22 protein-coding genes and 1 riboswitch are annotated in these 22,167 nt (G+C 49.5%); of the genes, 3 read left to right on the top strand and 19 right to left on the bottom strand.

The features are described 5' to 3' along the window. Nucleotides 1-11: 11 nt before the first annotated feature. From NYE70_RS03495 to NYE70_RS03405, 19 genes are all read right to left on the bottom strand, one after another. Entirely contained in the window at nt 12-944 is a 933-nt protein-coding gene (locus NYE70_RS03495) for a D-alanyl-D-alanine carboxypeptidase family protein (protein WP_341044990.1), read from the bottom strand. Nucleotides 945-1,157: 213 nt separating this feature from the next. Beyond that, on the bottom strand, nt 1,158-2,267 hold the full coding sequence (locus NYE70_RS03490) for a sensor histidine kinase (RefSeq protein ID WP_341044988.1): 1,110 nt from the start codon (nt 2,265-2,267) through the stop codon (nt 1,158-1,160). Next, entirely contained in the window at nt 2,257-2,952 is a 696-nt protein-coding gene (locus NYE70_RS03485) for a response regulator transcription factor (RefSeq protein WP_341044986.1), read from the bottom strand. Before NYE70_RS03485 ends, NYE70_RS03490 begins: the two co-directional genes overlap by 11 nt. 122 nt (nt 2,953-3,074) lie before the next feature. Then, the gene (locus NYE70_RS03480; protein ID WP_341044985.1) at nt 3,075-4,154 is read right to left on the bottom strand and encodes a sensor histidine kinase; all 1,080 of its coding nucleotides are present in this window, start codon (nt 4,152-4,154) and stop codon (nt 3,075-3,077) included. Continuing rightward, entirely contained in the window at nt 4,151-4,828 is a 678-nt protein-coding gene (locus NYE70_RS03475; RefSeq protein WP_341044983.1) for a response regulator transcription factor, read from the bottom strand. Before NYE70_RS03475 ends, NYE70_RS03480 begins: the two co-directional genes overlap by 4 nt. A gap of 5 nt (nt 4,829-4,833) precedes the next feature. After that, a complete protein-coding gene (locus NYE70_RS03470; RefSeq protein WP_341044982.1) occupies nt 4,834-6,639 on the bottom strand; it encodes an ABC transporter ATP-binding protein in 1,806 nt (601 codons plus the stop codon). Nucleotides 6,640-6,727: 88 nt separating this feature from the next. Continuing rightward, on the bottom strand, nt 6,728-7,444 hold the full coding sequence (locus NYE70_RS03465; protein ID WP_211021483.1) for an MgtC/SapB family protein: 717 nt from the start codon (nt 7,442-7,444) through the stop codon (nt 6,728-6,730). 154 nt (nt 7,445-7,598) lie between these two features. Then, nucleotides 7,599-8,615, bottom strand: coding sequence for a potassium channel protein (locus NYE70_RS03460; protein WP_341044981.1), 1,017 nt, complete (start codon nt 8,613-8,615; stop codon nt 7,599-7,601). 27 nt (nt 8,616-8,642) lie between these two features. Continuing rightward, complete coding sequence (locus tag NYE70_RS03455) at nt 8,643-9,032, bottom strand: DUF350 domain-containing protein (protein ID WP_211021481.1); 390 nt, start codon at nt 9,030-9,032, stop codon at nt 8,643-8,645. Further along, the gene (locus NYE70_RS03450) at nt 9,032-9,655 is read right to left on the bottom strand and encodes a hypothetical protein (protein WP_211021480.1); all 624 of its coding nucleotides are present in this window, start codon (nt 9,653-9,655) and stop codon (nt 9,032-9,034) included. Before NYE70_RS03450 ends, NYE70_RS03455 begins: the two co-directional genes overlap by 1 nt. Further along, nucleotides 9,656-10,852, bottom strand: a complete 1,197-nt coding sequence (locus tag NYE70_RS03445) for a glutathionylspermidine synthase family protein (protein ID WP_290405908.1) — start codon at nt 10,850-10,852, stop codon at nt 9,656-9,658. Beyond that, a complete protein-coding gene (locus tag NYE70_RS03440; RefSeq protein ID WP_213654193.1) occupies nt 10,849-11,571 on the bottom strand; it encodes a hypothetical protein in 723 nt (240 codons plus the stop codon). Before NYE70_RS03440 ends, NYE70_RS03445 begins: the two co-directional genes overlap by 4 nt. Before the next feature lie 21 nt (nt 11,572-11,592). Next, nucleotides 11,593-11,772: a hypothetical protein gene (locus NYE70_RS03435; protein ID WP_341044980.1), complete on the bottom strand. Its 180-nt coding sequence runs from the start codon at nt 11,770-11,772 to the stop codon at nt 11,593-11,595. 126 nt (nt 11,773-11,898) lie between these two features. Then, the gene (locus NYE70_RS03430; protein WP_341044979.1) at nt 11,899-13,584 is read right to left on the bottom strand and encodes a M20/M25/M40 family metallo-hydrolase; all 1,686 of its coding nucleotides are present in this window, start codon (nt 13,582-13,584) and stop codon (nt 11,899-11,901) included. A 114-nt stretch (nt 13,585-13,698) separates the two neighbouring features. Beyond that, complete coding sequence (locus NYE70_RS03425) at nt 13,699-14,202, bottom strand: metal-dependent hydrolase (RefSeq protein ID WP_211021475.1); 504 nt, start codon at nt 14,200-14,202, stop codon at nt 13,699-13,701. A gap of 636 nt (nt 14,203-14,838) precedes the next feature. Next, nucleotides 14,839-14,940, bottom strand: coding sequence for a YjcZ family sporulation protein (locus NYE70_RS03420; protein WP_244861432.1), 102 nt, complete (start codon nt 14,938-14,940; stop codon nt 14,839-14,841). Between the two features lie 215 nt (nt 14,941-15,155). Then, nucleotides 15,156-15,782: an FMN-dependent NADH-azoreductase gene (locus NYE70_RS03415; protein ID WP_211021474.1), complete on the bottom strand. Its 627-nt coding sequence runs from the start codon at nt 15,780-15,782 to the stop codon at nt 15,156-15,158. A 105-nt stretch (nt 15,783-15,887) separates the two neighbouring features. Beyond that, a complete protein-coding gene (gene metE, locus NYE70_RS03410) occupies nt 15,888-18,194 on the bottom strand; it encodes a 5-methyltetrahydropteroyltriglutamate--homocysteine S-methyltransferase (protein WP_341044978.1) in 2,307 nt (768 codons plus the stop codon). A gap of 164 nt (nt 18,195-18,358) precedes the next feature. Next, a riboswitch (cobalamin riboswitch) is annotated at nt 18,359-18,555 on the bottom strand. A 79-nt stretch (nt 18,556-18,634) separates the two neighbouring features. Further along, the gene (locus NYE70_RS03405; RefSeq protein WP_341044977.1) at nt 18,635-18,994 is read right to left on the bottom strand and encodes a helix-turn-helix transcriptional regulator; all 360 of its coding nucleotides are present in this window, start codon (nt 18,992-18,994) and stop codon (nt 18,635-18,637) included. A 259-nt stretch (nt 18,995-19,253) separates the two neighbouring features. On the opposite strand from NYE70_RS03405, the gene NYE70_RS03400 reads away from it, so the two are divergent. The 3 genes from NYE70_RS03400 to NYE70_RS03390 all read left to right on the top strand — a co-directional run bounded on the left by NYE70_RS03400 (nt 19,254) and on the right by NYE70_RS03390 (nt 22,154). Then, nucleotides 19,254-20,240: a multicopper oxidase domain-containing protein gene (locus tag NYE70_RS03400; RefSeq protein WP_341044976.1), complete on the top strand. Its 987-nt coding sequence runs from the start codon at nt 19,254-19,256 to the stop codon at nt 20,238-20,240. Between the two features lie 92 nt (nt 20,241-20,332). After that, a complete protein-coding gene (locus tag NYE70_RS03395) occupies nt 20,333-20,899 on the top strand; it encodes a DUF2249 domain-containing protein (protein ID WP_445323827.1) in 567 nt (188 codons plus the stop codon). A 22-nt stretch (nt 20,900-20,921) separates the two neighbouring features. Next, the gene (locus NYE70_RS03390; RefSeq protein WP_341047497.1) at nt 20,922-22,154 is read left to right on the top strand and encodes a hypothetical protein; all 1,233 of its coding nucleotides are present in this window, start codon (nt 20,922-20,924) and stop codon (nt 22,152-22,154) included. Nucleotides 22,155-22,167 lie beyond the last annotated feature (13 nt).

Raw genomic sequence — 22,167 nt, 5'->3', positions numbered from 1 at the left:
ATGGCCCCTCCTCAAATTCTGAACCCGTAGTCGAGCAGCTTGACCGTGTCTGACCAGACACCCTGCTCGGTGGAATGAAGCACTACGGTGATCAGTTCTCTCTCTTCCCGGGTAGCCGAGCCTACCAAACAATACCCGGCTTTTTCTGTATATCCCGTCTTAATTCCGTTTGCCCCTTGAAAAAACCATTCTCCGCTGCTGTTCAACAGCTTGTTCCGGTTCTGGAATAAGTGCTCTCCCTGACCTTGGGCTGCTGCTGCATATTCGGATTCCCCAACAATTTCATTAAATTCTTCGAGCTTCATCGCTTCTCTGGCAATCAGAGCCATGTCGTAAGCGGTCGAATAATGATCCGGGTCATGCAAGCCGTGCGGATTCACAAAATGGCTCTTGACCGCCCCGAGTTTCTTCGCTTTCTCATTCATTAATTCGGCAAAATAAGACATGGCTTGTTCCGGGCTTTGCTGTGTCCCAGTCTCCAGTTCAGCCACATAAACGGCGGCAGTTCTCGCCGCATCGTTGCCCGAAGGGAGCATCATGGCCGCCGTCAAATCCCTGACCGTCAATCGCTCGCCTTGCACAAGTCCGGCCGAGCTTTCGTCCGACGTTCTCAGCAATACCTCGTCTCCGACCGTTACCATATCATCCGGCGAGCTTCTCTCCAATAAAATGAGCGCGGTTAAAATTTTCGTAGTGCTGGCCGGATACATCTTTTTCTTTCCATTATCGCTGTACAGCAGCTCGCCGGAATCCCGGTCCATAATCAGTACGGCCTGCCCTTCCACACCTGCCAGTTCAGGGGTTCGCACGCCGCGCCATTTTTGCTCTACTTGTTGAATGAAGGCATTACCGTGCTTCTGCACGTTTTGAAACGATAATTTGTCATGAAACAGGAATATGAGAATAATAAGAATCAGTAGAAAGTAACGCTTTTTTCTAAACAAGCTGCCAACCCCTCTTTATATCCAAAACGTTGTTTATGTTTAACATTATGCCGCCCAGAGTTTGCGTGCCGGATAAGAAATTCTTAAGATTCCCTTAAGATTTCACTGCGAATTCCTTAAACTGGAACTAAAACCCATAAAGATGAAGTGATTATCCATACAAAAAACAAAAAAACGGCTGACCCAAGGTCAGCCGTTTCTATCCATCCCCTTTTAATTTTGGCGCCGATCCATAACGTCCAGTGGCAGCCGGACCGTAAATACCGTTCGATCGTCATCGCTTTCCGCGGAAATTACGCCGCCATGCAGATCGACGATATGTTTGGCAATCGCGAGGCCGATGCCCGAGCCCCCCGTATGCGCGGCGCGTGATTTTTCCACCCGGTAAAACCGGTCAAACAAATGCGGCAGATCCGACTCGGGGATCGGATCGCCATAGTTGATCACCTCGGTGACGACCTCGTTTCCTTCAAGGCGGCCGCGAATATCGAGTAGCCTGCCATCGTTGCCATAACGGATAGCGTTGGTGATCAGGTTCTCGTATACCCGGCGCAGCTTATCCCCGTCGGCTATGACGAATAACGGCTGCTGATTCATAAACAAGCGGCATTCCATCTTGTTTTCCTGCAGCTGCCACCCGAAATGGGCCGTAATCTGGTACAGCATTTCCGCCAGATTGATTCTGCTTTTGTGCAGCTTCATTTCTTTATTTTGTAGCCGCGTGTACTCGAACAAGTCTTGAAGCAGCTGCTTCAGGCGCAGCGACTCTTCATAAGCCATATTGACGTAATGGCGAAGCTCCACTTCATCGCGATACCGGTCTTGATCGATCAGTCCCAAATAACCGGTAATGGAAGTAAGCGGCGTTCGCAGGTCATGCGATACGTTCGTAATCAGCTCGTTCTTCGTTTGCTCGGCTCTCCGTTCTTCCTCCATGGAGGTGCGCAGCCGTTCGACCATCCGGTTGATATCCGTCGCGAGTTGTCCTAACTGGCCGACGTTTTCCACCGGAATTTTAGCTGCCGAGCCTTCCTCGACGCGATGGACTTCCTCAATCAGCAGTTTGAGGTATTTCTGCTCGTGTCGCCGGACGCTCCGCCGGTAGAAATAAAGCGCGAACAGCAGCATAATCGGTACGCCCGAAAGGTAGTAGGCTTCAGGAAACCCGATATTTCGGCCGACCCACAAAATAACCGTATTGAAGGTGACCCGCGGATAGAAGAAATAGAAAGCTCTCGCCAGAAATACCAGCAGCAGCAGGGAAACGAGCGAGGTTACAATCGTCCAAAACAACCAGGCAAGAAATCTTAAACTAGCCTTCAATTTTGTAGCCGACCCCCCAAACCGTCCGGATCAGCTTCTCTCCGTCCATTTCTTTCTCCAGCTTGTCCCGAAGACGGCTGATATGCACTGTAACGGAGTTGTTGCTCTCGAAATATTTATCCTTCCAGATCAGCTCGAAAATCTCCTCCGACCCGAACACACGGCCTGGATGGCTAGCCAACAAAAATAAAATGCCGAACTCGATCGGCGTCAATTTAACCGGCCTGCCGTCAACCATAGCGGTATGGGTCTCTTTATCGATTTGCAGGGACCCCAGCTTGATCAGATGATCCTGAGGCTGCGGTGCGGGTTGAACCGCATAGGAGGATCTGCGCAGAAGCGACTTCACCCGGGCAACCAGCTCCAATGGATTAAACGGCTTGACCATATAATCGTCCGCCCCGGTCATGAGCCCGGTGATTTTATCCATGTCTCCGTCCTTGGCGCTTAACATTAGGATCGGGGTAGTCCGGGTTTCCCTGATTTTCAGGCATACCGAAATTCCGTCCAGTCCCGGCATCATTATATCCAGCACAACCAGATCGATTTCTTCCCGCTCCATCATTTCAAGTGCGAGGAGTCCGTTATCCGCCCGATGAACGGCATATCCCTCATTAAGCAGGTAGATTTCGATCAGCTTGGCTATCTTCTCATCATCATCGACAATCAGAATTTGTTTGCTCATTGTTTTACTCATCCTTTATTTGACCTGGCTTAACTCACCATTCTATCATACCATGAGCTCTCGCCCCTAAAACTAATAAAAGGTTAAAAAAGGATTACGAAGTTATTAAGATTAACGATCCTTCAATTTTCCAAAGAACCGGGAAGAGTAACCGCAAAGCTTGTTCCCTGACCCGGTTCGGACTGCACCGTAATTTCTCCCCGGTGGATGTCCACGATTTTTTTTACGATCGATAGGCCAAGTCCGCTTCCTCCCACACTCCGGTTCCGGGATTTGTCGGCCTTATAGAAACGTTCGAACAAGCGCGGCAAATCGGCTTCCCCGATCCCAATGCCGGTATCGGCAAAGACAACCTCCATACCGCCATTGTTCGGATGAAGCGAAATTTTAACCGCTCCGCCCTCCGGCGTAAACTTGATGCTGTTGTGAAGCAAATTCACCCAGACCTGTCTCAGTAAATCTTCGGCTCCGTCGATTTCGCATTCCTGCAATTCAAGCTCGACTTGTATGGTTTTGGCCATCCATTGCGGCTCGCTGGCCAGCACGACCGCTTGCAATTGACGGTCCAGCCTAAAGCGGCCGGTTGCAAATGCGCCGGGATCGCTTTCTAGTGACGATAGCTTCAACAGATTATCACTCATTTGCGACAACCGCTGGCTCTCGCGCTCAATAATGTCCAGGTAATGTTCTCGTTTTGCCGGGGATATAGCAGGATTGCGCAACGCTGTAGCAAAACCCTGGATGGAGGTCAGCGGAGACTGGATTTCATGCGATACATTGGAGATGAAATCCTGCCGCATCGTTTCCATTCTGCCCAGTTCACCGGCCATTTCATTAATGCTGTGAGCAATCTTTTCAAACTCCCGCTGATTGCTTCGATACTCCAGCTTGACCGAAAAGTCGCCCTTCGAGATCCGCCGCATCGCATCGATAATTGCCTTTAACATCGCCATTTCTTTACGGTGTAAATAAATACCGAACAGCAGCATGCAGCATATAAACAAGATAATCCCAAATATGAAGTTGATGAGCTGAATGACATAATCCGAGGAAGGACTCCCTGTATAACCATAGAGCGCCTTGGTAAGATAAATCGCACCTGTCCAGCAAATCGTCAAAACCAAAAAGAGGGCGGTCACCTGTAATAAATGCTTTAGGATACTCCAGGTGACTTTAAGAGCTCTTACCATTCCCGTTTTCAATCTCCGCCCACCTCCAGCCGGTACCCGAGGCCGCGAATCGTTCGAATCTTGAATCCGTATTTATCCTCGGAAAAACGTTCGCGCAGCCGGTTTATATGCACGTCAAGCGTCCGCTCGTTGCCTTCGAAATCGTATCCCCAAATTTCCTCGATCAATTGCTCGCGAGTCAAGGTTCTTCCCGGGCTGCTGCCGAGCCTGAACAACAGTTCGAATTCTTTTAAAGGCAGTGTGAACTTTTCGTTATCAGCCACTGCCTCAAAAGTACGGCGATTCATACGGACGCTGCCGATCGCCACGGTCTGAGAAGCAATCACCTGGTATCGCTTCAGCAGCGCTTTGACCCGAACGATCAATTCCGCCGGCTGAAACGGTTTGACCAGGTAATCGTCCGCGCCGAGATCGAAGCCTTTCACAATCTGCTTCGTTTCTCCCTTGGCGGTCAGCATCAGAACCGGCATTTCATACAGCCGCTGAAGCTCCCGGCACAGTTCCCAGCCGTCCATCCCGGGCATCATTACATCGAGAATGACCAAGTCGGCCTTCTCTTGTTCCAGAGAGGCGAGAGCTTTCAAACCATTCTCCGCCTCATCCGCTTCCATCCCCGCTTCCTCCAGAAAGACCCGCACAAGCTCGCGGATATGCGGATCATCATCAACAATAAGTATTTTAGGCATAACTCTCAGTCCCTTGCTTCATCTAAAATACCTTCGGCAATTTGCAGCTGCTGCGCCGCGAATTCCCGGTACATTTCGTGATTCTTCAGCAATTCGTCATGCGTTCCCCGGCCGGTGACCGTCCCTTTCTCTACGAAGATGATCTGATCCGCCCCAACGACCGTCGACAAGCGATGCGCAATCACGATCGTTGTACGACCCGCCATCAGGTTATTCAGCGCTTGCTGAACGACCTGTTCCGAGCGGCTGTCCAGGCTGGATGTCGCCTCATCGAGCATCAGGATCTTCGGATCGCGCAGCAGCGCCCGGGCAATCGCGATCCGCTGGCGCTGGCCTCCGGACAGCTTGACGCCCCGCTCGCCTACATCGGTGTCATACGCGTTCGGCAGCTCAGCGATAAACCCGTCGGCATAAGCCATTTCCGCCGCTTGCCGGAGCTCTTCGTCACTTACGCTGCGCTCGACTCCGTAGCAAAGATTTTCCCGGATCGTGCCCGCAATCATTGGACTATCCTGGGACACATATCCGATTATCGAGCGCCAGGACCGCAGCGAGAAGCTATCGATCGGCTCCGTGCCTAGCAGAATTCGTCCTTCATGAGGGAGGTAGAACCGCTCGAGCATCGAGAACAGCGTCGTTTTCCCTCCGCCGCTCGGACCAACCACAGCCGTTACCGTACCGGGTTCCATACGGAAGCTGACTTCCTTGAGTACAGGCTCCTCCTGCTTGTAACCAAAAGAAAGACGTTCGATCGTTACCGGACGGTTGGCATATCTCACTTCTTGACCGATATCGAAGGCTTCCTCCTCCGCTTCCAACGTTTCCATGATCCGCTCTGTGGCGCCCTTTGCTTTTTGCAATTGGGTGAAAAAGGTCGTTAGCTGCGTCATCGGCATGACGATCTGAATCAGGTACAATATAAACGCAACCAGTTCCCCTGCCGTCAACGCCCCGGAAGACACCTGCATTCCCCCATATCCAATGACAACGACCAATAGCATCATCATCACGACGGATATGAGCGGACTGATCCAGGCCATCACCAGCCCTTCCTTCACTCCGAATTTCAGCAGGCCAGTAATGCCTTTGCTTCCGCTGGCATATTCTCTGGGCTCGGCGTTGGAAGCTTTGACCAAACGGATTTCCGACAACACCTGGCTGAGGGTAGCCGTAAACGAAGCCGTCTCATCCTGCATTCCGATGGATATTTTGTACATTTTCCGCCCCAGCGGATAAAGAACCAACGCAGCTAGAGGAATGACGATGAACATGATCACCGTCATCTTCCAGTTTAAATACAGCAATACAATGATCGAACCGACTATGGAAATAATGCCGCTGAAAAAACCGGCGACGTGCTCGGAGATCAGAGTCTTGATCACACCCGTATCATTGGTCATCCGGCTTACGGATTCCCCGGTCCGGTTATTGTCAAAATAAGACACCGGCAGGACCAGCAGCTTTTTCCACAAACGGTCCCTCAGCGAAGCAACCATCTTCTGACCGATATAATTCAGCAGAAAAATCCCCAAGCCCGACGCGAGCGTTTGACCCGCGAATGCGGCAACCAGGGCGATAATTTGAGTCCGGTCCAAGGCGGCCAACGAAAAACCGTCAACGAGATTTTTTGTAAACATCGGGATGACCAGCCCGACCAACGTGGAAACTACGCTAAGCAGCACTGCCGTTGTCAAAAGTCCGATCGACGGTTTTGTTTCCCGCATCAAGCGGAAAAAGGCCCCTTTATTTGATTTATCTGATGCAGTCGATCCAGACGACTCTATGGCTTCTGCCGTTCCATTCAATGCCATGTTTATTTTCCCCTCTCCATTCCTTATCTAGTATAGGGAAAGGATAAACTACGTATTTAAACTGAATGTAAACAGCATGAAATCGAATTTAAAGATTTTCTACCTCAACGCTGATGACATGATCGATATGCCGCACAAAATGATAAATTTCGGTGGTGTATTCCCTTTCCGATGCGGAGATGACCATATCTACCCGTTGACGGCCTTCCTCAAGATCTTTAATTTTCAGGCGCCGAATGCGGTGCTGGTTTCTTTTCGCTCCCGGGCCGGTACCATCCTTACGCTCGATAATCCGGATGAGCTCCGCCACATCTCCGTGATCCCCCATCACGACCTTGATGGATACGTCGCGCTGATTCAGCTTGTAGGGCCCGATCCATTTGATCAAATAAGGAATAAAGTTGACCGACAGAATCAGCAGAATGACCGCTAGAGCAGCCTCTATATAGAAGCCTGTTCCGATCGCAATCCCGATCCCGGAGGCGGCCCAAATCATCGCGGCCGACGTCAGGCCGGAGATTCCCTCATTACTTCTCCGCAAAATCGCTCCGGCCCCTAGAAAACCGATCCCGCTGACAATTTGCGCGGCCAGACGCATCGGGTCCATATTCGGGTGATCCGGACCGGCGAACTTTTCAAAGGCTTCGATCGAGACGATCGTAACCAGGCAGCTCGCGATACATATGACCATACTCGTTTTGATCCCCAGCGGCTTCTGTTTCAATTGACGGTCAATACCGATAAACAGACCGAATAATAATGCCATGCACAGCTTAAAAATCATTTCCAAATCGATCTGCTCCATAATACCTCTCCTTAAACATTATAGAGTGAGTATAAGTGTATTCCGCGGTTTTGCGCAAATGCACTTTACTCTACTTTACCCGCAAATCTAATAATGTCTTTAATCATAAAAAAAACCCCGCTCCTATGACCGGGGGTAATGAATTAAAATTGGTTTATAGTCCGGCAATACGCCGGTAAGTCGTCTCGTCCGAAACAATATATAACCGTGCATCCGGGGGGATTAGCTGATCCAGTTTCCGGTTGATCCCCAGATCATTGCGATCGGCAAGCAAGGTCGCTCCCTGACTCAACAAATCCTGAAAAGCATCCCGATAAGTTTTCCAGCCTTGCTGAACCTTGACTTCATAAATATCATCACCATGCTGACGGCTAAGCAACTGACGAATCACATCCGAATTACCTTCCTGCAGTGCCGACCTTACGGCCAGTCTTGAAATGGCGTCATGCGACAAGACAAATTCATTGATCTGAACATAACGGAAATTCTGAATATTTTTTTCCTGCGTGATCTCTACCGTTGTATGTACATGCGGCGCAAGCCGCTCGATGCTGGAGGCGATGAGCAGAGATTTCCCGTCAATCAGCGACGCTTCTTCGATCCGCGAATCCGCAAATATAATAGCCGCTCTCGCTTTTGAAATGTTCGCCTTCTCCAGAATATCATCTGCCGCTGGATCTCCAGAGACGAAATGAACCTGATGCAGATGCTCCAATGGATGTTGATTGGATTCATCGATGATCACAATTTGGCTTTTCGGGGAGTAGCACAAAATTTCATCTACCGCCGATTGCGCCTTTTTGCTCCAGTTTATCAACAGGACATGTTCCTCGCCATGAAAGTTCAAAGTCCCGGCTCCTCTCTGCCGTTGAAGGCTGCCCAGAGAATCGATGACCTTCCCGATAACCAAACTGAGCAGGCCGATGCCAAAAATGTATAAAAAAATTGTAAATGCTTTGCCGAATTCCGTCTTCGCAAAATAATCACCATAGCCTACGGTCGCCATCGTTGTCATAACCCAGTACAGCGCATTAAACCAGTTTCCGAAGGTACCCGGTTCCAGCAGAAAAGCGATGGTCGCGCTGGCAACGATAAAACCGAGAATGATCAAAGCGATTGACGTTTTCCGTAAACGCATTAATTTCGTGGTAAATCTAAGAAAAAAATGCACTGGCCTGCCCCTCTCCCTGGTTGACCCTTAGATGATGAGGCTGCTGACCGCAAAGGCAGTCCCGATAAATACAAGACAAAGAAAGAGCCCCACGGCCACATTTCCTTGCTGCAAATGATCGGATACTTTAAACCCTGGGGTCACCAGTTCGAAGATCCAATAGGCTGCGATAAGGCATACGTATCCGACAGCAAACCATAGGATCATAAACCAGATCGACGTGTTTGTGTACGCAGCTACGCCCAAAATAATGGCCGTACCAATAAACTTTCCGCCCATAGCTAAAGCGGCCGCCTTGTTACCTTTTTTCAATTCTTCCATGTCTTTATACGGCGTCATCCAGCTAAAAATCACCATGCCCAGCAATTGCAGCCCGATAATGACAATTACGCTCACTATAATATTTATAAATACCATTACTTCGCCCACCCCCTAAATTTCGCAAAGGCCGAATCATAATCGGCAAAATCATGCACTTCCTCAAGCACGACGGAAGCTGTCTTCTTCTTCTCCAGGTCTTTATATCGCGCGTCATCAATCGGCTGCTTGATCCGGTTACCGGTCGGCAGCTCCAGCACGGCGAAATTTCTCGTCTTTTTCTGGTATTCGGTCTTATACACACCAACCAGATCGACATCGGTCGTGACGGACACTTTCAATTCGGCGATATCCTTATCCGCCGCGGTCTTATCGGGATACGATTTAATCGTATTCCAGGCCGATAACCGGACTTCATTCTTCTGGTTTTCGTCCGTGGTCAATTCTGCATCCATAAACTGCAACACCCAAACTTTGTCCCCGGTTGCGTAATTGCCGTCATTCGGCAGCAGTTCATTGTCAGGCAGAACCGTCATATCGCTTCCGATCAGATCTCCGACGGTTCCTTCCTGAATGCGATAATCCCAAGGTACGCGTACCGTCGACAAAGAAGTTTCCGAGCCGGAGTCGGTATGAAATACGCTGGTTGAGTTACCGCAAGCGCTAAGCACCAACAGCAGAACCCCGGCCAATAATAGCCAAAGCGCTCTTTTGTTTCGCATTTATTTCACTCCCATCGCTATAAAATGACTGGCATTGCCCGTGATGGGGCCGCCCGCTCTGCCCAACAGGCCGCAGGGAGTCCCGTTGATAACAAACATGCCGGTCAGTAGATGAAGTTCTCCTACAGCCGTATTGATTTTCGCCAGCTCAGCCCGTTTCTGGTACACCGACGGAAACAGCACACTGCTGTCGAAGCCTTCTTGATCTTCGATTTCCAATTGACCTTCAGCGTCATACATGCGCACCGAACCGCCCTCGCGCCCAAACATCGATTTGGACACAAAGCTGCCCGAGAAAACCGGCTTATTGTAAGTAGGCAGTACATAAGCCGAGATGGCTTCTCTTTCCTTCTCATTGAACAGCAGGCCAAGTTCATACAGCCCCCACACGGCTGCCAATAAACCTTTCGATTGCAGCAAAAGGCTGTGCGGAGGATTAAACAGCGTAAGCCTCTCCGTCTCAATCGCAAACGCCATGGCTTCTCCGGCATCGTCTACGGCCATCCATTCCTTCGGATAAAGAGCAAACATCCTCCGGATGATTTCCCCGGATTTGTTCTTTAAATAGCCGTCATCAAACCAAAGCTCCAGACAATCCTCGCACGTCATTTCCCGTCCGCTGTGGCGGACAAGCGCTTCAATTGTCCCGGAATCCTCCATATGTTGGCCATAAGCCACACATGCTGCAGTATCCGGTTGTTCCACCGCCCATGCGGCGGCAACCAAATCCTTCATCCCCTTATTCGGAGATGATAATCCAGCCTGTTCCAGAATCCAAGGCGTAGCTATAGAAGATTCCACATAACCCGTCGGCGTATCTGCATTCAATTCGAGAAGCTTGATGCTGCCGTCATTGGATATCGCAAAGTCGAATCGCGCATACCGGCTGATCAACCCGGGTTCCGCCAGCTCAGTTTGATCCAGCAATTCCCACATCACCGGCGGAATGCCCAGCAATTCATAAAGATCCGGACGTCGATGAACATAGCGGACCGCTTTGTCCAGAATTCCCCATAACGCTGTTGCCGCTTGCTCCAACTCTTCATACAGCGGCTGCTTCATGAGTACAATCTGATCGATCCAATACTCTTCATCCTCTAGATCAGCCCAGGTAAAACCCAGCTCAAAAAGCTGCTTTACGCGGGATTCCCGGTCGCTATGCGGAGTACCAATAACATCAAACGCTTGACCGGTCATCCTCCGAAGAACCCTTTACTCGAACTTGATTTGGAACTGGACGATCCTGAAACGGAGCTCTTCGTGCTGGATTTCGAGCTGGATGACGAAGATCCCAGTCCGCTGGATTTGCCCCCGATGCCTCCCGGGCTCGACGACGTGGAGCGTCTAACAATCGATCCCTTTGTAGAAGTCGACGTTTTAGGCGGCACGACCGAGCCTGCTACCGGCTTGTTCTGGAAAGTACCGCTGGAATAGGAACGAGGCTTATATGCCGTATTCGTTCCGGTGTAATATCCGCCACGGCTTTTATGCCAGCCGCTTGAGGAATAATTCGAACCGCTGTTAAACAGCAAATGATACAGCAGCATATCGTCCCAGCCGAAGCCGGTTCCATAGCCACCATAATTGTTGATAACCGTCGTTCCGCCTGAAGCCGCGCCCGTTCCTCCCGTGTCTTCCTCCTGTTGCTCGCCTTGTTCCGCGAGCGGCAGCGGGAGATTCCAATCGACGTTCTTATCAAAATACGCCTTTACTTCTTCATTGGACCAAGCCACGAGTTTAGGTTCATCTCCGGCAGCGTCGCTGCCAGCGGCCGTAACAGCACCGCCAGGAACTAAAAATGCGTTCGCCAGCAACGCAATCCCTAGGGAAGTCGATAATACCCGGAGCGGCTTGCCATCCGGTGTAAACAGCTTAGATGTACCTTCTTCTTTCTTCTTGTTCTCTTCGTTAGTCAAAACAGTTCCTCCTTTCGGAGCCTACTCGTTCCGAACCGGTACGAGCAATAGCTCCAGTATCCCCTCGTCTACGTTCAACCGGCCTTCCACCGTTTCAAATTCACGTCCGCCCACGACGATATAATTTACATGCTCCAGCGCCGTGATCATCGCCGGACTCCATGCGCGCTGGTCAATTTGTTCAATATTTCCGTCAGACATTTTCTCAAACATTTTAACATTCATGCTGTTCTCCACACTGACCCATCCTTTCCAAATAAACGACTATTTAATGATACGAGGTTGACGTCCGATAGTTTCATCTCACAACAAAAAACAATACACATTTTACGGGAAGGATTTGTTCGCTGCTTGCTTGATCTTCCTCCGTTGTTCCTTGGTGCAAAAGACGGGAAATACGAGCGATAGGGCTATTGTTGCAAATACCATCAGTTCACCGGCCATCATCAAGGTCATCATTACAAATACCATATAACAAATCGGCGTAAAAAGAATAAATCCGGGAGCCGCAAAGATCGCGGATGTCCAGCCCGAGTCGTTAATTCGTCTGAGCATCGACAGGTTCAGGCCGATTAAGCTGAAAATCAGCGGCCACACGAACAAATAGCTTCCGCCAGGCAAATACAAACAAGTTGCCGCGCTAAGCAGCAGCCAAACCAACAATGTCCCGCTCCAGACATTCTCCGCATGGTTGTATCTGGAAATCCACCGGATCAACAGCCATATGATACCGATTGTAACCGCCAAGAATCCGGCAAACCAATAAACGCTAATTATCGGGTCCAGCCCGATGACTCGTAACTGCTCCCGGCTGACGCTGCTGCGCACAAGGCTCCATGCAAGTGCTGCAACGCCGTATACCACTCCAAGCAGCAGGAGAAAGGCGGCAGCACCGCCTAATGTACCTTTAAGACTGATTTTGCGGCGGCTCATCCCGTGCCATAAAGTCAGCACATACAGTAATACTGTAAAGGCCAGGATCCAGATTGCCCAGGACTGAGGGTAGTGGACCATTTTCCAGCCGAAAATATTAAAATAGACAGCATCCTCTTGGCGAACATCCTTCAAATTCAGGTCTCCGAAATGCCGGGTTAAACTAAGCATATATTCGCCATGATGTTGAAGACTCGCCTGATCCAGATTCTCCGGCGTATCCAACTCGTCATGATAAGCATTAGCTCCCATGCCGAAAGCAAAATTCAGCCCTGCTAATCCTCCTTCTTTAAACACGGTCATATCCGTGTCGTTCGGCATCAATTTGTAAACATTGTAAATCAGAGAGTATCCGATAGGATTCGGTGCGGCCTTGATGAATTCGGAGATCAGCCACCCGTTCCGGTCACTCGTTTCGAACATAAACGACGGACCTCGATTCCCGCGGGCCTCAAAGTTCAGGACAACTCCCGGCTCTCCTGCCCACGGATGTTCCGCCATAAACGCTCTGGCCCCGGTCAAACCCAGTTCTTCTCCATCCGTCATGAGCAAGATCAAGTCGTTCTTCAAGGGACCGGAGGTTTGCAAAGCGCGAACCGTTTCCAGCATGGCGGCAATCGCTGCTCCGTCGTCCGCTGCCCCTGGTGCTGCCGGCACCGAATCGTAATGCGCGGCAATCATGACCGGCTTGGTGTTCGCATTGCCTGGAATCCGGGTTACGATATTTTCGAGATTGACCATCCCCGCTCCGTTCAATACCGCCTGACTTTTATGTATTTCCGGTGTTAGACCGAGTCCCTTCAGTTCCGACATTAAGTAATCTCGCACGGTATCATGGGCTGCCGAGCCTACTGGATGCGGTTCTTCGGCGATGATTTCAAGCTGTTTCATGGCACGGGCCGCAGAGAAATCTTCAGGCGGTGCGTTCAAATCCGCAGATTTCGGCGCCTTGATCTGCAGCAAACCGATAAGAATTGCGCCTGCGATGCACAGAATAATTAATGCTCTCTGCAGCCATTTAAACGGTCCTCTTCGGGCTGCCAGACGCGTGTCGCCTAAGGATGTAGGCAAATAATCCAAAGTACCCCTCCTCAACAGGAATGATTGGAAAAATATTCTTCCACCATCATAGTCAACAACGGAGGAGTTGCCAAGCATTTTTCCCGCTCAAACAGAGCGGGTACGCCCTTCAAATCACATCCACCGCAAGCTCCCGCTCAGGATCGGATAAATAATCACAGCTGCCCCCAAAGCTAAGCGGAAGATGCCTTCAGCAAAGGAACCGGTGTCGATCGCCATAAATTTCGGAAGAAGACGAATTTTACGTTTCCATGGCCAGAACAGGGCGACCCCCTGCTCATTGAGCATATCGATTAATGAGTGCGATCCGTAAGCAAGGATAAACGTCCAGAACAACAATTCCGGCATCGCCGTCGACAAGCTGGTCAACAACAATATAAATAGAAGCGAATGTGTCAGCGTCCGATGCTTAACTTTAAGCAAATGCAAAATCCAAGATACCGGAAGTAATATCTTCGCCATGGTAGAGCCTTTCTTGTCGATATCGGCCAACGGTCCGACCAGGCATCCCAGAAGCAAGGCCGCGCCCGCCTCCCATGTAAGTAATGGCTGGTGATAATAAGACAGTACGCACTCGGCCGTCAATAAGCCGGCCAGGCTGTGTGTTTTCTGAAGCATATGTAAGTCCTCCAAGTCGTTTCTTGATGTCTCAGGTCATTATAGCATCGGGTTTATCGTAAAATATGTATTTTCATTATATCGGACAAGAACTAGTGTTCGCAATATGATATTTTGGCGGGAAAATAAAGTAACAGGAGTCTATTACTCTATTAAAAATTAATATCCTTCTCAAAATAACAGTGGCAGCAGGAACTCGCGGGTCGAGTCCACTACTGCCACAAGCTTCATTTATACATTTTCTGTAATGATGAACGAAGCTTTGCTGCAAAGCATAGTATAGATTACTTATACAAAGGAGGAATCGCTGATCATGAGTCTTCAACATGGAAGTTACCAGCATAATGTGCTCTATCAGGCTGACAAACATCTGGTTCAAAACTTGCACGATGCAAGAAATCGGGTTCACCAAATCTGCAACCTGCATGCAAACAAGGTCGTTAAAATTGACACGTTAGACGGTCAAACGTTCGTAGGTAGAATCGTTAATTGTAACAGGGGCATATTGTACTTAGCAGTACGCAACCCCTATCATGGAACACAACGTGCATTTTGGGGAAGTCCTTTTAACAACGATGATGAACTCATTCTAACCTTAGTGCTATATGAATTGCTCGTTATTACTTTGTTATCTACTTAGAACGTTCTAAGAACAATGACCAACAAGATGTAAAGAACTAAAATTGTTGCAGTCGATGTAAACACGCCACCGTATCCTCCACCATTGCATTCACCCATTAATTTCCCCTCCTCAAGAGTAATTAGATTACACAAACATACTATGTAACTCCGTTTATCCTTGTATGGACTATAACCCATTTGCCATTTGATTTTGCATTTAAACTGAAAATATCTCAGCTCATTATAAAAAGGGCTATTCTGCAGGTGACGATCGCTCGCCATGTCAGAATAGCCCTTTGATTCAGAGGTTAAAACTGCCTCCGCGTATTTAATTAGAACTTGGCAGCCAGATCAGCAGCACGTTTTACGCCGTCCATAACGATAGCTTCGGCGCGGTCAGGAAACTGGTTGTGACCTTCAACAATCACGGTTTCCGGGTTCGTGATTCCCCAGAATGCAAGCGATGTGGTCACGTATTTCATCGACATTTCCATGTCCGCCATCGGTCCTTCGGAGTAAACTCCGCCGCGTGCTTGCAACAAAGCTACTTTCTTGTCGCCTACGAGCCCAACCGGACCTTCAGCCGTATATTTAAACGTTTTGCCAGCTTGGTTCAAGTAGAACATGTAAGTGAGCAACTGTGCCGGAATCGTGAAGTTCCAAAGCGGGAATGCGAAAACCACTTTGTCGGCGCCAAGAAATTGATCCAGGTAAGTATTCGCCAGATCGGCCGCTTTCTGTTCCTCCGGAGTCGTCGGAATATCTTTACCCAGTTTGAACAAGCCGGTCAGCATATCGTTGTCATAGTACGGCAGATCCGCTTCGAACAAGTTCAGCTCGGTGACCAAGTCATCCGGATGAGTTTCTTTATACGTTTTCAAGAAACTTTCATAAAGTTTAACTGTGACCGATTGATCAACCGGACGGTTATTTGCTTTAATAAATAATACATGTGACATTATAGATTTCCCTCCTGGTGTCTATATACTAACTATTATTCTAGTACTATATTATTTATAGTACAGGATGGAAATCGGCCTGTCAAATGAAGATTTTTACTATAGTTATATCCCCAAACTCGCTGAAGCAAGAGAATTCCTGCTGCGTTGAGCTGCGGAAGCCATATTTTTCAAGGCCGCTACAGTTTCCTCCTGGCCTCTTGTTTTAAGACCGCAATCCGGGTTGATCCAGAATAGTTCGGGATCCAATACCTGAAGCGCCCGGGAGATCATCGCGACCATCTCCTCTTCGGAAGGTACCCGGGGACTGTGAATATCATACACCCCTAGCCCGATGCCAAGCGGGTACGTATTCTCTTCAAAGCTGCGAATGAGCTCGCCGTGGCTCCGTGAAGTTTCGATGGAAATCACATCGGCATCCAGTGCCTGAATGGAATCCAGCATATCATGGAATTCGCAATAGCACATATGCGTGTGGATCTGTGTCGTCTCCCGCACCGTTGAGGTAGAGATCTTGAACGCCTTAACCGCCCAATCCAGATAAGCGCTTCTATCTTTCGGTTTAAGCGGAAATCCTTCCCGAAGCGCCGGCTCGTCGACCTGGATCATTGTGATCCCGGCTTCCTCCAGTGCCTCCACTTCCTTGCGAAGCGCGAGCGCGATCTGGTATGCCACGGTCTCTCTGGATATATCGCTGCGAACAAAGGACCAGTTTAGAATCGTGACCGGACCGGTCAGCATCCCTTTCACCGGTTTGGAGGTCAGCGACTGAGCGAACGCCGTTTCTTTTACCGTCATCGGCCGGTCGAATTCCACATCGCCATAAATCAGAGGAGGCTTCACACAGCGCGTTCCATACGATTGAACCCAGCCCCCGCGAGTAAATGCGAAACCGGGAAGCTTTTCCCCGAAAAACTCAACCATATCCGTGCGCTCGAATTCCCCATGGACAAGCACGTCCAGTCCGATTTCTTCCTGAATGTCAATCCACTTCTTGATCTCCGCCGCGACGAACTCATCATATTTCTCGGTTGACCATTCGCCCTTGCGCCATTTCTGTCTGGCAGCACGCACCTCTGCGGTTTGAGGAAAGCTGCCGATCGTCGTCGTTGGCAACAGCGGCAAATTCCATTTGGCCTGTTGTTTCAAGCGACGGATGGAAAAAACACTGCTTCGTTCCGATGGCTGGACAGAGATGGTGCTCACCGCTTCCTGAACTTCTCTCCGGCTGCGTGATGCATCGCCGGCCAATCGTTGTAAAGCCTCCTTGCTCTTAGCGAACAGAGCTGGAGCTGGAGCATCTCCTGTCTTCGCTGCAATGGATAAAGCGTTAATTTCATCCAGCTTTTCTTCCGCGAAAGCTAACGATTCTTGAAGGACGGAAGGCAGTCCATTCTCCGCTTGTGCCGATACCGGTACATGCAGCAGGCTGCATGAAGGTTGAATGATGTATTCAGAGGAACCCGGAATCAATGCGGCAATCGCTTCTAATAATACTTGCGCTTCGGGAAGATCGGTCCGCCAGATATTGCGGCCATCGATCAGTCCTATTCCGAGCGTTTTGTCCGCCGGGAATCCATATTGACGAAGCGCCTCAAGGTTCCCCGCTTTACCGTGCACGAAATCGAGACCGATTCCTTTTACCGGAAGACTCACGATTTGCTCGTAACGTTCCGCCGAATCGAAATAGGTTTGCAATAAAACCGCCAGTCCCGGAACTTCTTGTGCAATCGCTCCATAAATTTCTTGAACCAGCTCCAAATCCTCATCCGATACAGAGGTAACCAGCGCAGGCTCATCGATTTGTACCCAGGATGCTCCTTCTTCCTGCAGTTCACGCAAGACCTGCACGTACAAGGGCAGTAATTTGCGGCTCCATTCCTCGATACTAAAGGAAGGTGTCCCCTTGGACAGCTTCAAAAACGTGTACAATCCGAGCAGCACAGGTTTCCCCTCGATGCCAAGCTCAGACTTGGCTTCGCGATAAGCTTCCAGCGGTGTGTTTTTCGTCAATTCTGGTTCCCTTCCGCCAAGCTCAGGAACAATATAATGGTAGTTCGTATTGAACCATTTCGTCATTTCGCTCGCTGCGGCCGATTCATTGCCTCTCGCTATGGCATAATACGTGGCGAGCGGTACCGGGCCGCCGTCATATTCAAAACGCTCCGGAACCAGTCCGAACATCACCGTCATATCCAGGACCTGATCATAATACGAAAAATCACCTACCGGGATCAGCTCGATCCCTTTTTCCTGCTGAAGTCTCCAATGAGTCCTGCGAATATCGGAAAGGCGGTCGTGAAGCTCCCCCTCGTTAATTTTCCCGTTCCAGAACGCTTCAATCGCTTTTTTCCATTCCCGTTCTCTGCCGATTCTTGGAAAGCCTAGATTACTGCTGACATACTTACTCATCGAATTCTCCCCTTTTTCCCTATAAAATTTAACAAAGCTATGCATTTCCTATGATGTTCTCGCGGTGCGCAAAAAAGGCCCTCTCTAGTCAATGCTAAAGAGGACCTTCGTATATATGTGCGATGGCTTTCATCTTTAACACCTCCCTATCTCCCGTAGGTACAGCAGTGTTGCTAGAATAGGCAGGTCTCCTGGCTTCAGAATCATCACCCGATGCTGCCTTCCCAGTGTTCTTGAACACCAGTGGCCATGATTGCATCTCGGCTTCTCTGTTACAGTGGCGGGACCGCGCCGGCATTTGCACCGGACTTCCCTTTTAAGCTTCAACCGCGGCTGAAGCACCTATTCCCACAATTATGAAGTTGTGAAGTTCGTTTCACTAATCTTACAAGATGTGCAATTATTAATCAATACTAACTTTGTCGGAATTAAATGCTGTTCTAATAATTATCCCTTACTGCCTTATTCAACATCCCGATGCAGCGATCCAGATCACTTTTCACCTGCTTTTTGTAAAGTTCGGCTTTCTCCGTACCGTCATCCGTAAATTGATACAGCACAATCTCCTGGAAATCCACGCTGGGATCGCTGCCTTTAAGCTGCTTGGTCCGAAATAATACGCCTTCCTGCACTAATTCGTGCAGAGCCCGATAAATTTCGCTTTGCGGAGGAACGTAACCGAACGGCGCGAATTCTTGCTTCAACTCCTCAAGCATTTGATAACCGTATCCCCGGCGCTGCTCCACTTTTGTAATTAAAAATAGCTTGATATATGCCCTTTGGGCGATCATAAATGCCATGTTGACACCTCCCGTTACAAGAACAATATAGCTCAACTGTGAAAATTTCACAATAGTGGCTAGATACGCGTAAAATATTATTTTCTATTGTGAATTTTTCATATCTTGAAATAATATTAACAGGCTCATAATTAGCCTCAATTGTTACGATTTTTCGACATGCGTATAAATGTGCTTTCCGTCACAAGGGCTATTTCGGTTTGCCTTTAGTCTTAAAATATAAAAATTTAAATATCTCTCCGTGAAAGGAGCTGCGCCTATGAAATATGCAAAACCCGCCTTTCTGGTCCTTTCCTGTCTGGTCATCATCCTGGCGGTCTGGTACCCCTCCCCGGCTATTCCGGCCGAAGAAGCGGGCTCCGAGCAAGAAGTTGCTGTGGTTAATCAACCTCCGGTTGAGCCGGTCATCCGGCGTGAGGGACAGACCGTCCATATAGAAATGACAGCCCAAGTGACCAATGTGGAAATTTCGGAAGGGGTTTTCTATAACGCATGGACCTTTAACGGCACGGTGCCTGGCCCGGTAATTCGGGTCAAAGAAGGGGATACGCTGGATTTTACACTGAAAAATATGGACCCCGACATGCCCCATTCCATGGATTTCCATGCGGTTCATGCCGCCCCGAGCAAAAAATTCGTCGACGTGATGCCGAATGAACAAGGAAATTTCTCTTATCCGGCTACGACGCCCGGCGTCTTTATGTACCACTGCGGTACAAGTCCGGTTCTGCTCCATGTAGGCAACGGAATGTACGGAATGATTATTGTCGAACCGAAGGCCGGGTATGAAAGCGACGCCGAGATCGTCCGGGAGTATACAATCGTTCAAAGCGAGTGGTACAGAGAGCATGACGAAGAGGCGTTCATGAATGAACCGCCGGAATATGTCGTTTTTAACGGTGATGACTTTACGCTCAAGGAACACCCTCTGCTCGCCAAAGTTGGGGATCAAGTCAGATTGTACGTCGCCAACGTAGGACCTAACGAAGTGTCCTCCTTCCATGTCGTCGGCACCACGATGGACCGGGTGTATATCGACGGAAATCCGAAAAACGTGATGTACGGGCTGCAAACGGCCATGATTCCGGCAGGCGGCGGAGCGGTTGTCGAATTTACCGTAACCGAAGAAGGCGACTACCCGATTTTGACCCATCAATTGAAAGACGCCAACAAAGGAGCGTCGGCCATTTTGCGGGTTACCGCGGACGGTAAGGATCACGGAGAGCCATCCACCATGAGCCATTAACAAGAGTCAAGCTTTCTAAACCAGAAATACATGTGACAGAAATCACAATGGGTCTGAATGTGCGTTTTATAATGAAGAAGAGGTGATTCATGATGGATCGAAAAGATGCCAAAATCGTTGAATTGGATGTTAGAGAGCAGCTGCGTAACAAGCTGGAGCCGTTCCAGCTCATTATGGATACCGTCAAAACGCTGGAATCGGACGATATTTTCGTCTTGCACGCCACGTTCAAGCCAACTCCATTGCTGGGCTTCCTCAAAATGAAAAGCCTCGTCGGAAAAGCCGTCCAGCAGGAAAACAAGGAGCACTGGATTACTACCTTCGTAAGCAAAAAAAATAAACAATGGCTCGACGAGTCGAATTCCGAGGACCTTGCTTCCCAGGATACGATAAACCAAGCATCAACAGAGTGCAACGGACCCGTGCCCGAGGAACGGCAATCCAAGCTGATCGAGCTTGATAACCGAGGCCTAGAGCCCCCGCAGCCGATGGTAAGAACGCTTGCCGCGGTGAATCGCTGCAAGCCCGGAGATCAGGTCCGGATCCATAATGACCGGGTACCCGTTTTTTTGATCGAGGAATTGAACAGTCTGGGCTGCCCTTTCACTGTTGAAGAACAACCGGATGGATCGGCTATCGTAACTATCACAAAAGCATAGGGGGTTGAACATCGTGTCAAAAATGTCCCGCCTCCCTTTCCTGTTTATTATTACGGGCATATTCGGATTCATATTATTCCATGCCACCTCGCTGATGTCATTGACCGCTTGGATCGGCGATGACATCCGGGGGCCGGCCGGCTGGTTTCACGTTCATCTGTTTGTTCTGGGATGGGCATCCATGCTCGCTATGGGAGCAGTCTACCAGCTAATCAACGTAATTTTGCAGACTACGATTTATAGCGAACGGCTGGGTTATATCCACTACTTCTGTTTTACGATTGGACTATTCGGGTTACTGTTCGGCTTTATTCAAGGAGAGATTTCTTGGATTGCCGGATTTGCGACTCTCGCATTTATCGGGCTGGTTCTGTTCGTTTGGAATATGGCATGTACCTTGTTCCGCGCGGCCAAGTGGGATGCGATTACAATCAGCACTACTTGCGCCGTTTTTTACCTGCTGCTAACCGGTCTCTCCGGCATGACCATGGGGCTTGACTTCGCCACCGGCTGGTTGGGCGATCTGCATGAGAACCTGTTCCACACACACATCTGGCTCGGAACGCTCGGCTGGTTCGGTCTTTTGATCACCGGCTTTAGCTACAAGCTGTTGCCGATGTTTTACTTGTCGCATGAATATGACACCCGCCTTCAATGGGTAACGCCCGGATTATGGAATCTCGGCGTACTGCTCGGAGCTGTTTCGCTCCTCATCGGGACGACGATATGGCTGACCTGGACCGCCCTGGTCATCATTATGCTGGCGCTGATTGCCTACAATATCCACCTGCTGCAAATCCGCAATAAGCGGCATAAGAAAAATCCTGGGGCCGGAATTGGCTGGACGATTTACGGGAACCAACTGTTCGCGGTGTTTGCCGCGGCTCTTCTGGTGAAGCTTGCAACCGCCCCTGATCAACTGATGGACACACGAACGATGCTGATGATCGGCTGGGTCTATCTGAACGGCTGGGTATCCTTTATGATTCTCTGTTATGCTTCCAAGATCGTTCCGTTCCTTTGGTGGACCCACAAATACGGCAAGCAGGTCGGAAAGCCGGGTACACCGGTCATGGCCGATCTGTTGAACGAGAAAAAAGCAAATCTCGGGCTCACTCTTATCGCATGCACCCAATTGGCCGTTCTGGTCGGCATCGCCCTGAACTCTTCGTGGGTGATTGCCTTATTCGGCGCCTTGTTCTCACTAGTCTCGCTTGCCTATATTGCGTTGATTGCACTCGTCTTCTCGCGTTAATCCCTTGATCCAA

The organism is Paenibacillus sp. FSL R5-0407, from assembly GCF_038009185.1.
Taxonomy (GTDB): Bacteria; Bacillota; Bacilli; order Paenibacillales; family Paenibacillaceae; genus Fontibacillus; species Fontibacillus vini.
The sequence above is the reverse complement of the archived record's forward strand: the minus strand, read 5'-3'. Positions and strand labels throughout refer to the sequence as shown.

Excerpts from the sequence above, each read along its gene's own strand:
- NYE70_RS03485 (WP_341044986.1), bottom strand. The coding sequence starts at position 2,952 with ATGAGCAAACAAATTCTGATTGTCGATGATGATGAGAAGATAGCCAAG.
- NYE70_RS03475 (WP_341044983.1), bottom strand. The coding sequence starts at position 4,828 with ATGCCTAAAATACTTATTGTTGATGATGATCCGCATATCCGCGAGCTT.
- NYE70_RS03470 (WP_341044982.1), bottom strand. The coding sequence starts at position 6,639 with ATGGCATTGAATGGAACGGCAGAAGCCATAGAGTCGTCTGGATCGACT.
- NYE70_RS03465 (WP_211021483.1), bottom strand. The coding sequence starts at position 7,444 with ATGGAGCAGATCGATTTGGAAATGATTTTTAAGCTGTGCATGGCATTA.
- NYE70_RS03455 (WP_211021481.1), bottom strand. The coding sequence starts at position 9,032 with ATGGTATTTATAAATATTATAGTGAGCGTAATTGTCATTATCGGGCTG.
- NYE70_RS03450 (WP_211021480.1), bottom strand. The coding sequence starts at position 9,655 with ATGCGAAACAAAAGAGCGCTTTGGCTATTATTGGCCGGGGTTCTGCTG.
- NYE70_RS03445 (WP_290405908.1), bottom strand. The coding sequence starts at position 10,852 with ATGACCGGTCAAGCGTTTGATGTTATTGGTACTCCGCATAGCGACCGG.
- NYE70_RS03435 (WP_341044980.1), bottom strand. The coding sequence starts at position 11,772 with ATGTCTGACGGAAATATTGAACAAATTGACCAGCGCGCATGGAGTCCG.
- NYE70_RS03425 (WP_211021475.1), bottom strand. The coding sequence starts at position 14,202 with ATGCTTCAGAAAACACACAGCCTGGCCGGCTTATTGACGGCCGAGTGC.
- NYE70_RS03420 (WP_244861432.1), bottom strand. The coding sequence starts at position 14,940 with ATGGGTGAATGCAATGGTGGAGGATACGGTGGCGTGTTTACATCGACT.
- NYE70_RS03415 (WP_211021474.1), bottom strand. The coding sequence starts at position 15,782 with ATGTCACATGTATTATTTATTAAAGCAAATAACCGTCCGGTTGATCAA.
- metE (WP_341044978.1), bottom strand. The coding sequence starts at position 18,194 with ATGAGTAAGTATGTCAGCAGTAATCTAGGCTTTCCAAGAATCGGCAGA.
- NYE70_RS03405 (WP_341044977.1), bottom strand. The coding sequence starts at position 18,994 with ATGGCATTTATGATCGCCCAAAGGGCATATATCAAGCTATTTTTAATT.
- NYE70_RS03400 (WP_341044976.1), top strand. The coding sequence starts at position 19,254 with ATGAAATATGCAAAACCCGCCTTTCTGGTCCTTTCCTGTCTGGTCATC.
- NYE70_RS03395 (WP_445323827.1), top strand. The coding sequence starts at position 20,333 with ATGGATCGAAAAGATGCCAAAATCGTTGAATTGGATGTTAGAGAGCAG.
- NYE70_RS03390 (WP_341047497.1), top strand. The coding sequence starts at position 20,922 with ATGTCCCGCCTCCCTTTCCTGTTTATTATTACGGGCATATTCGGATTC.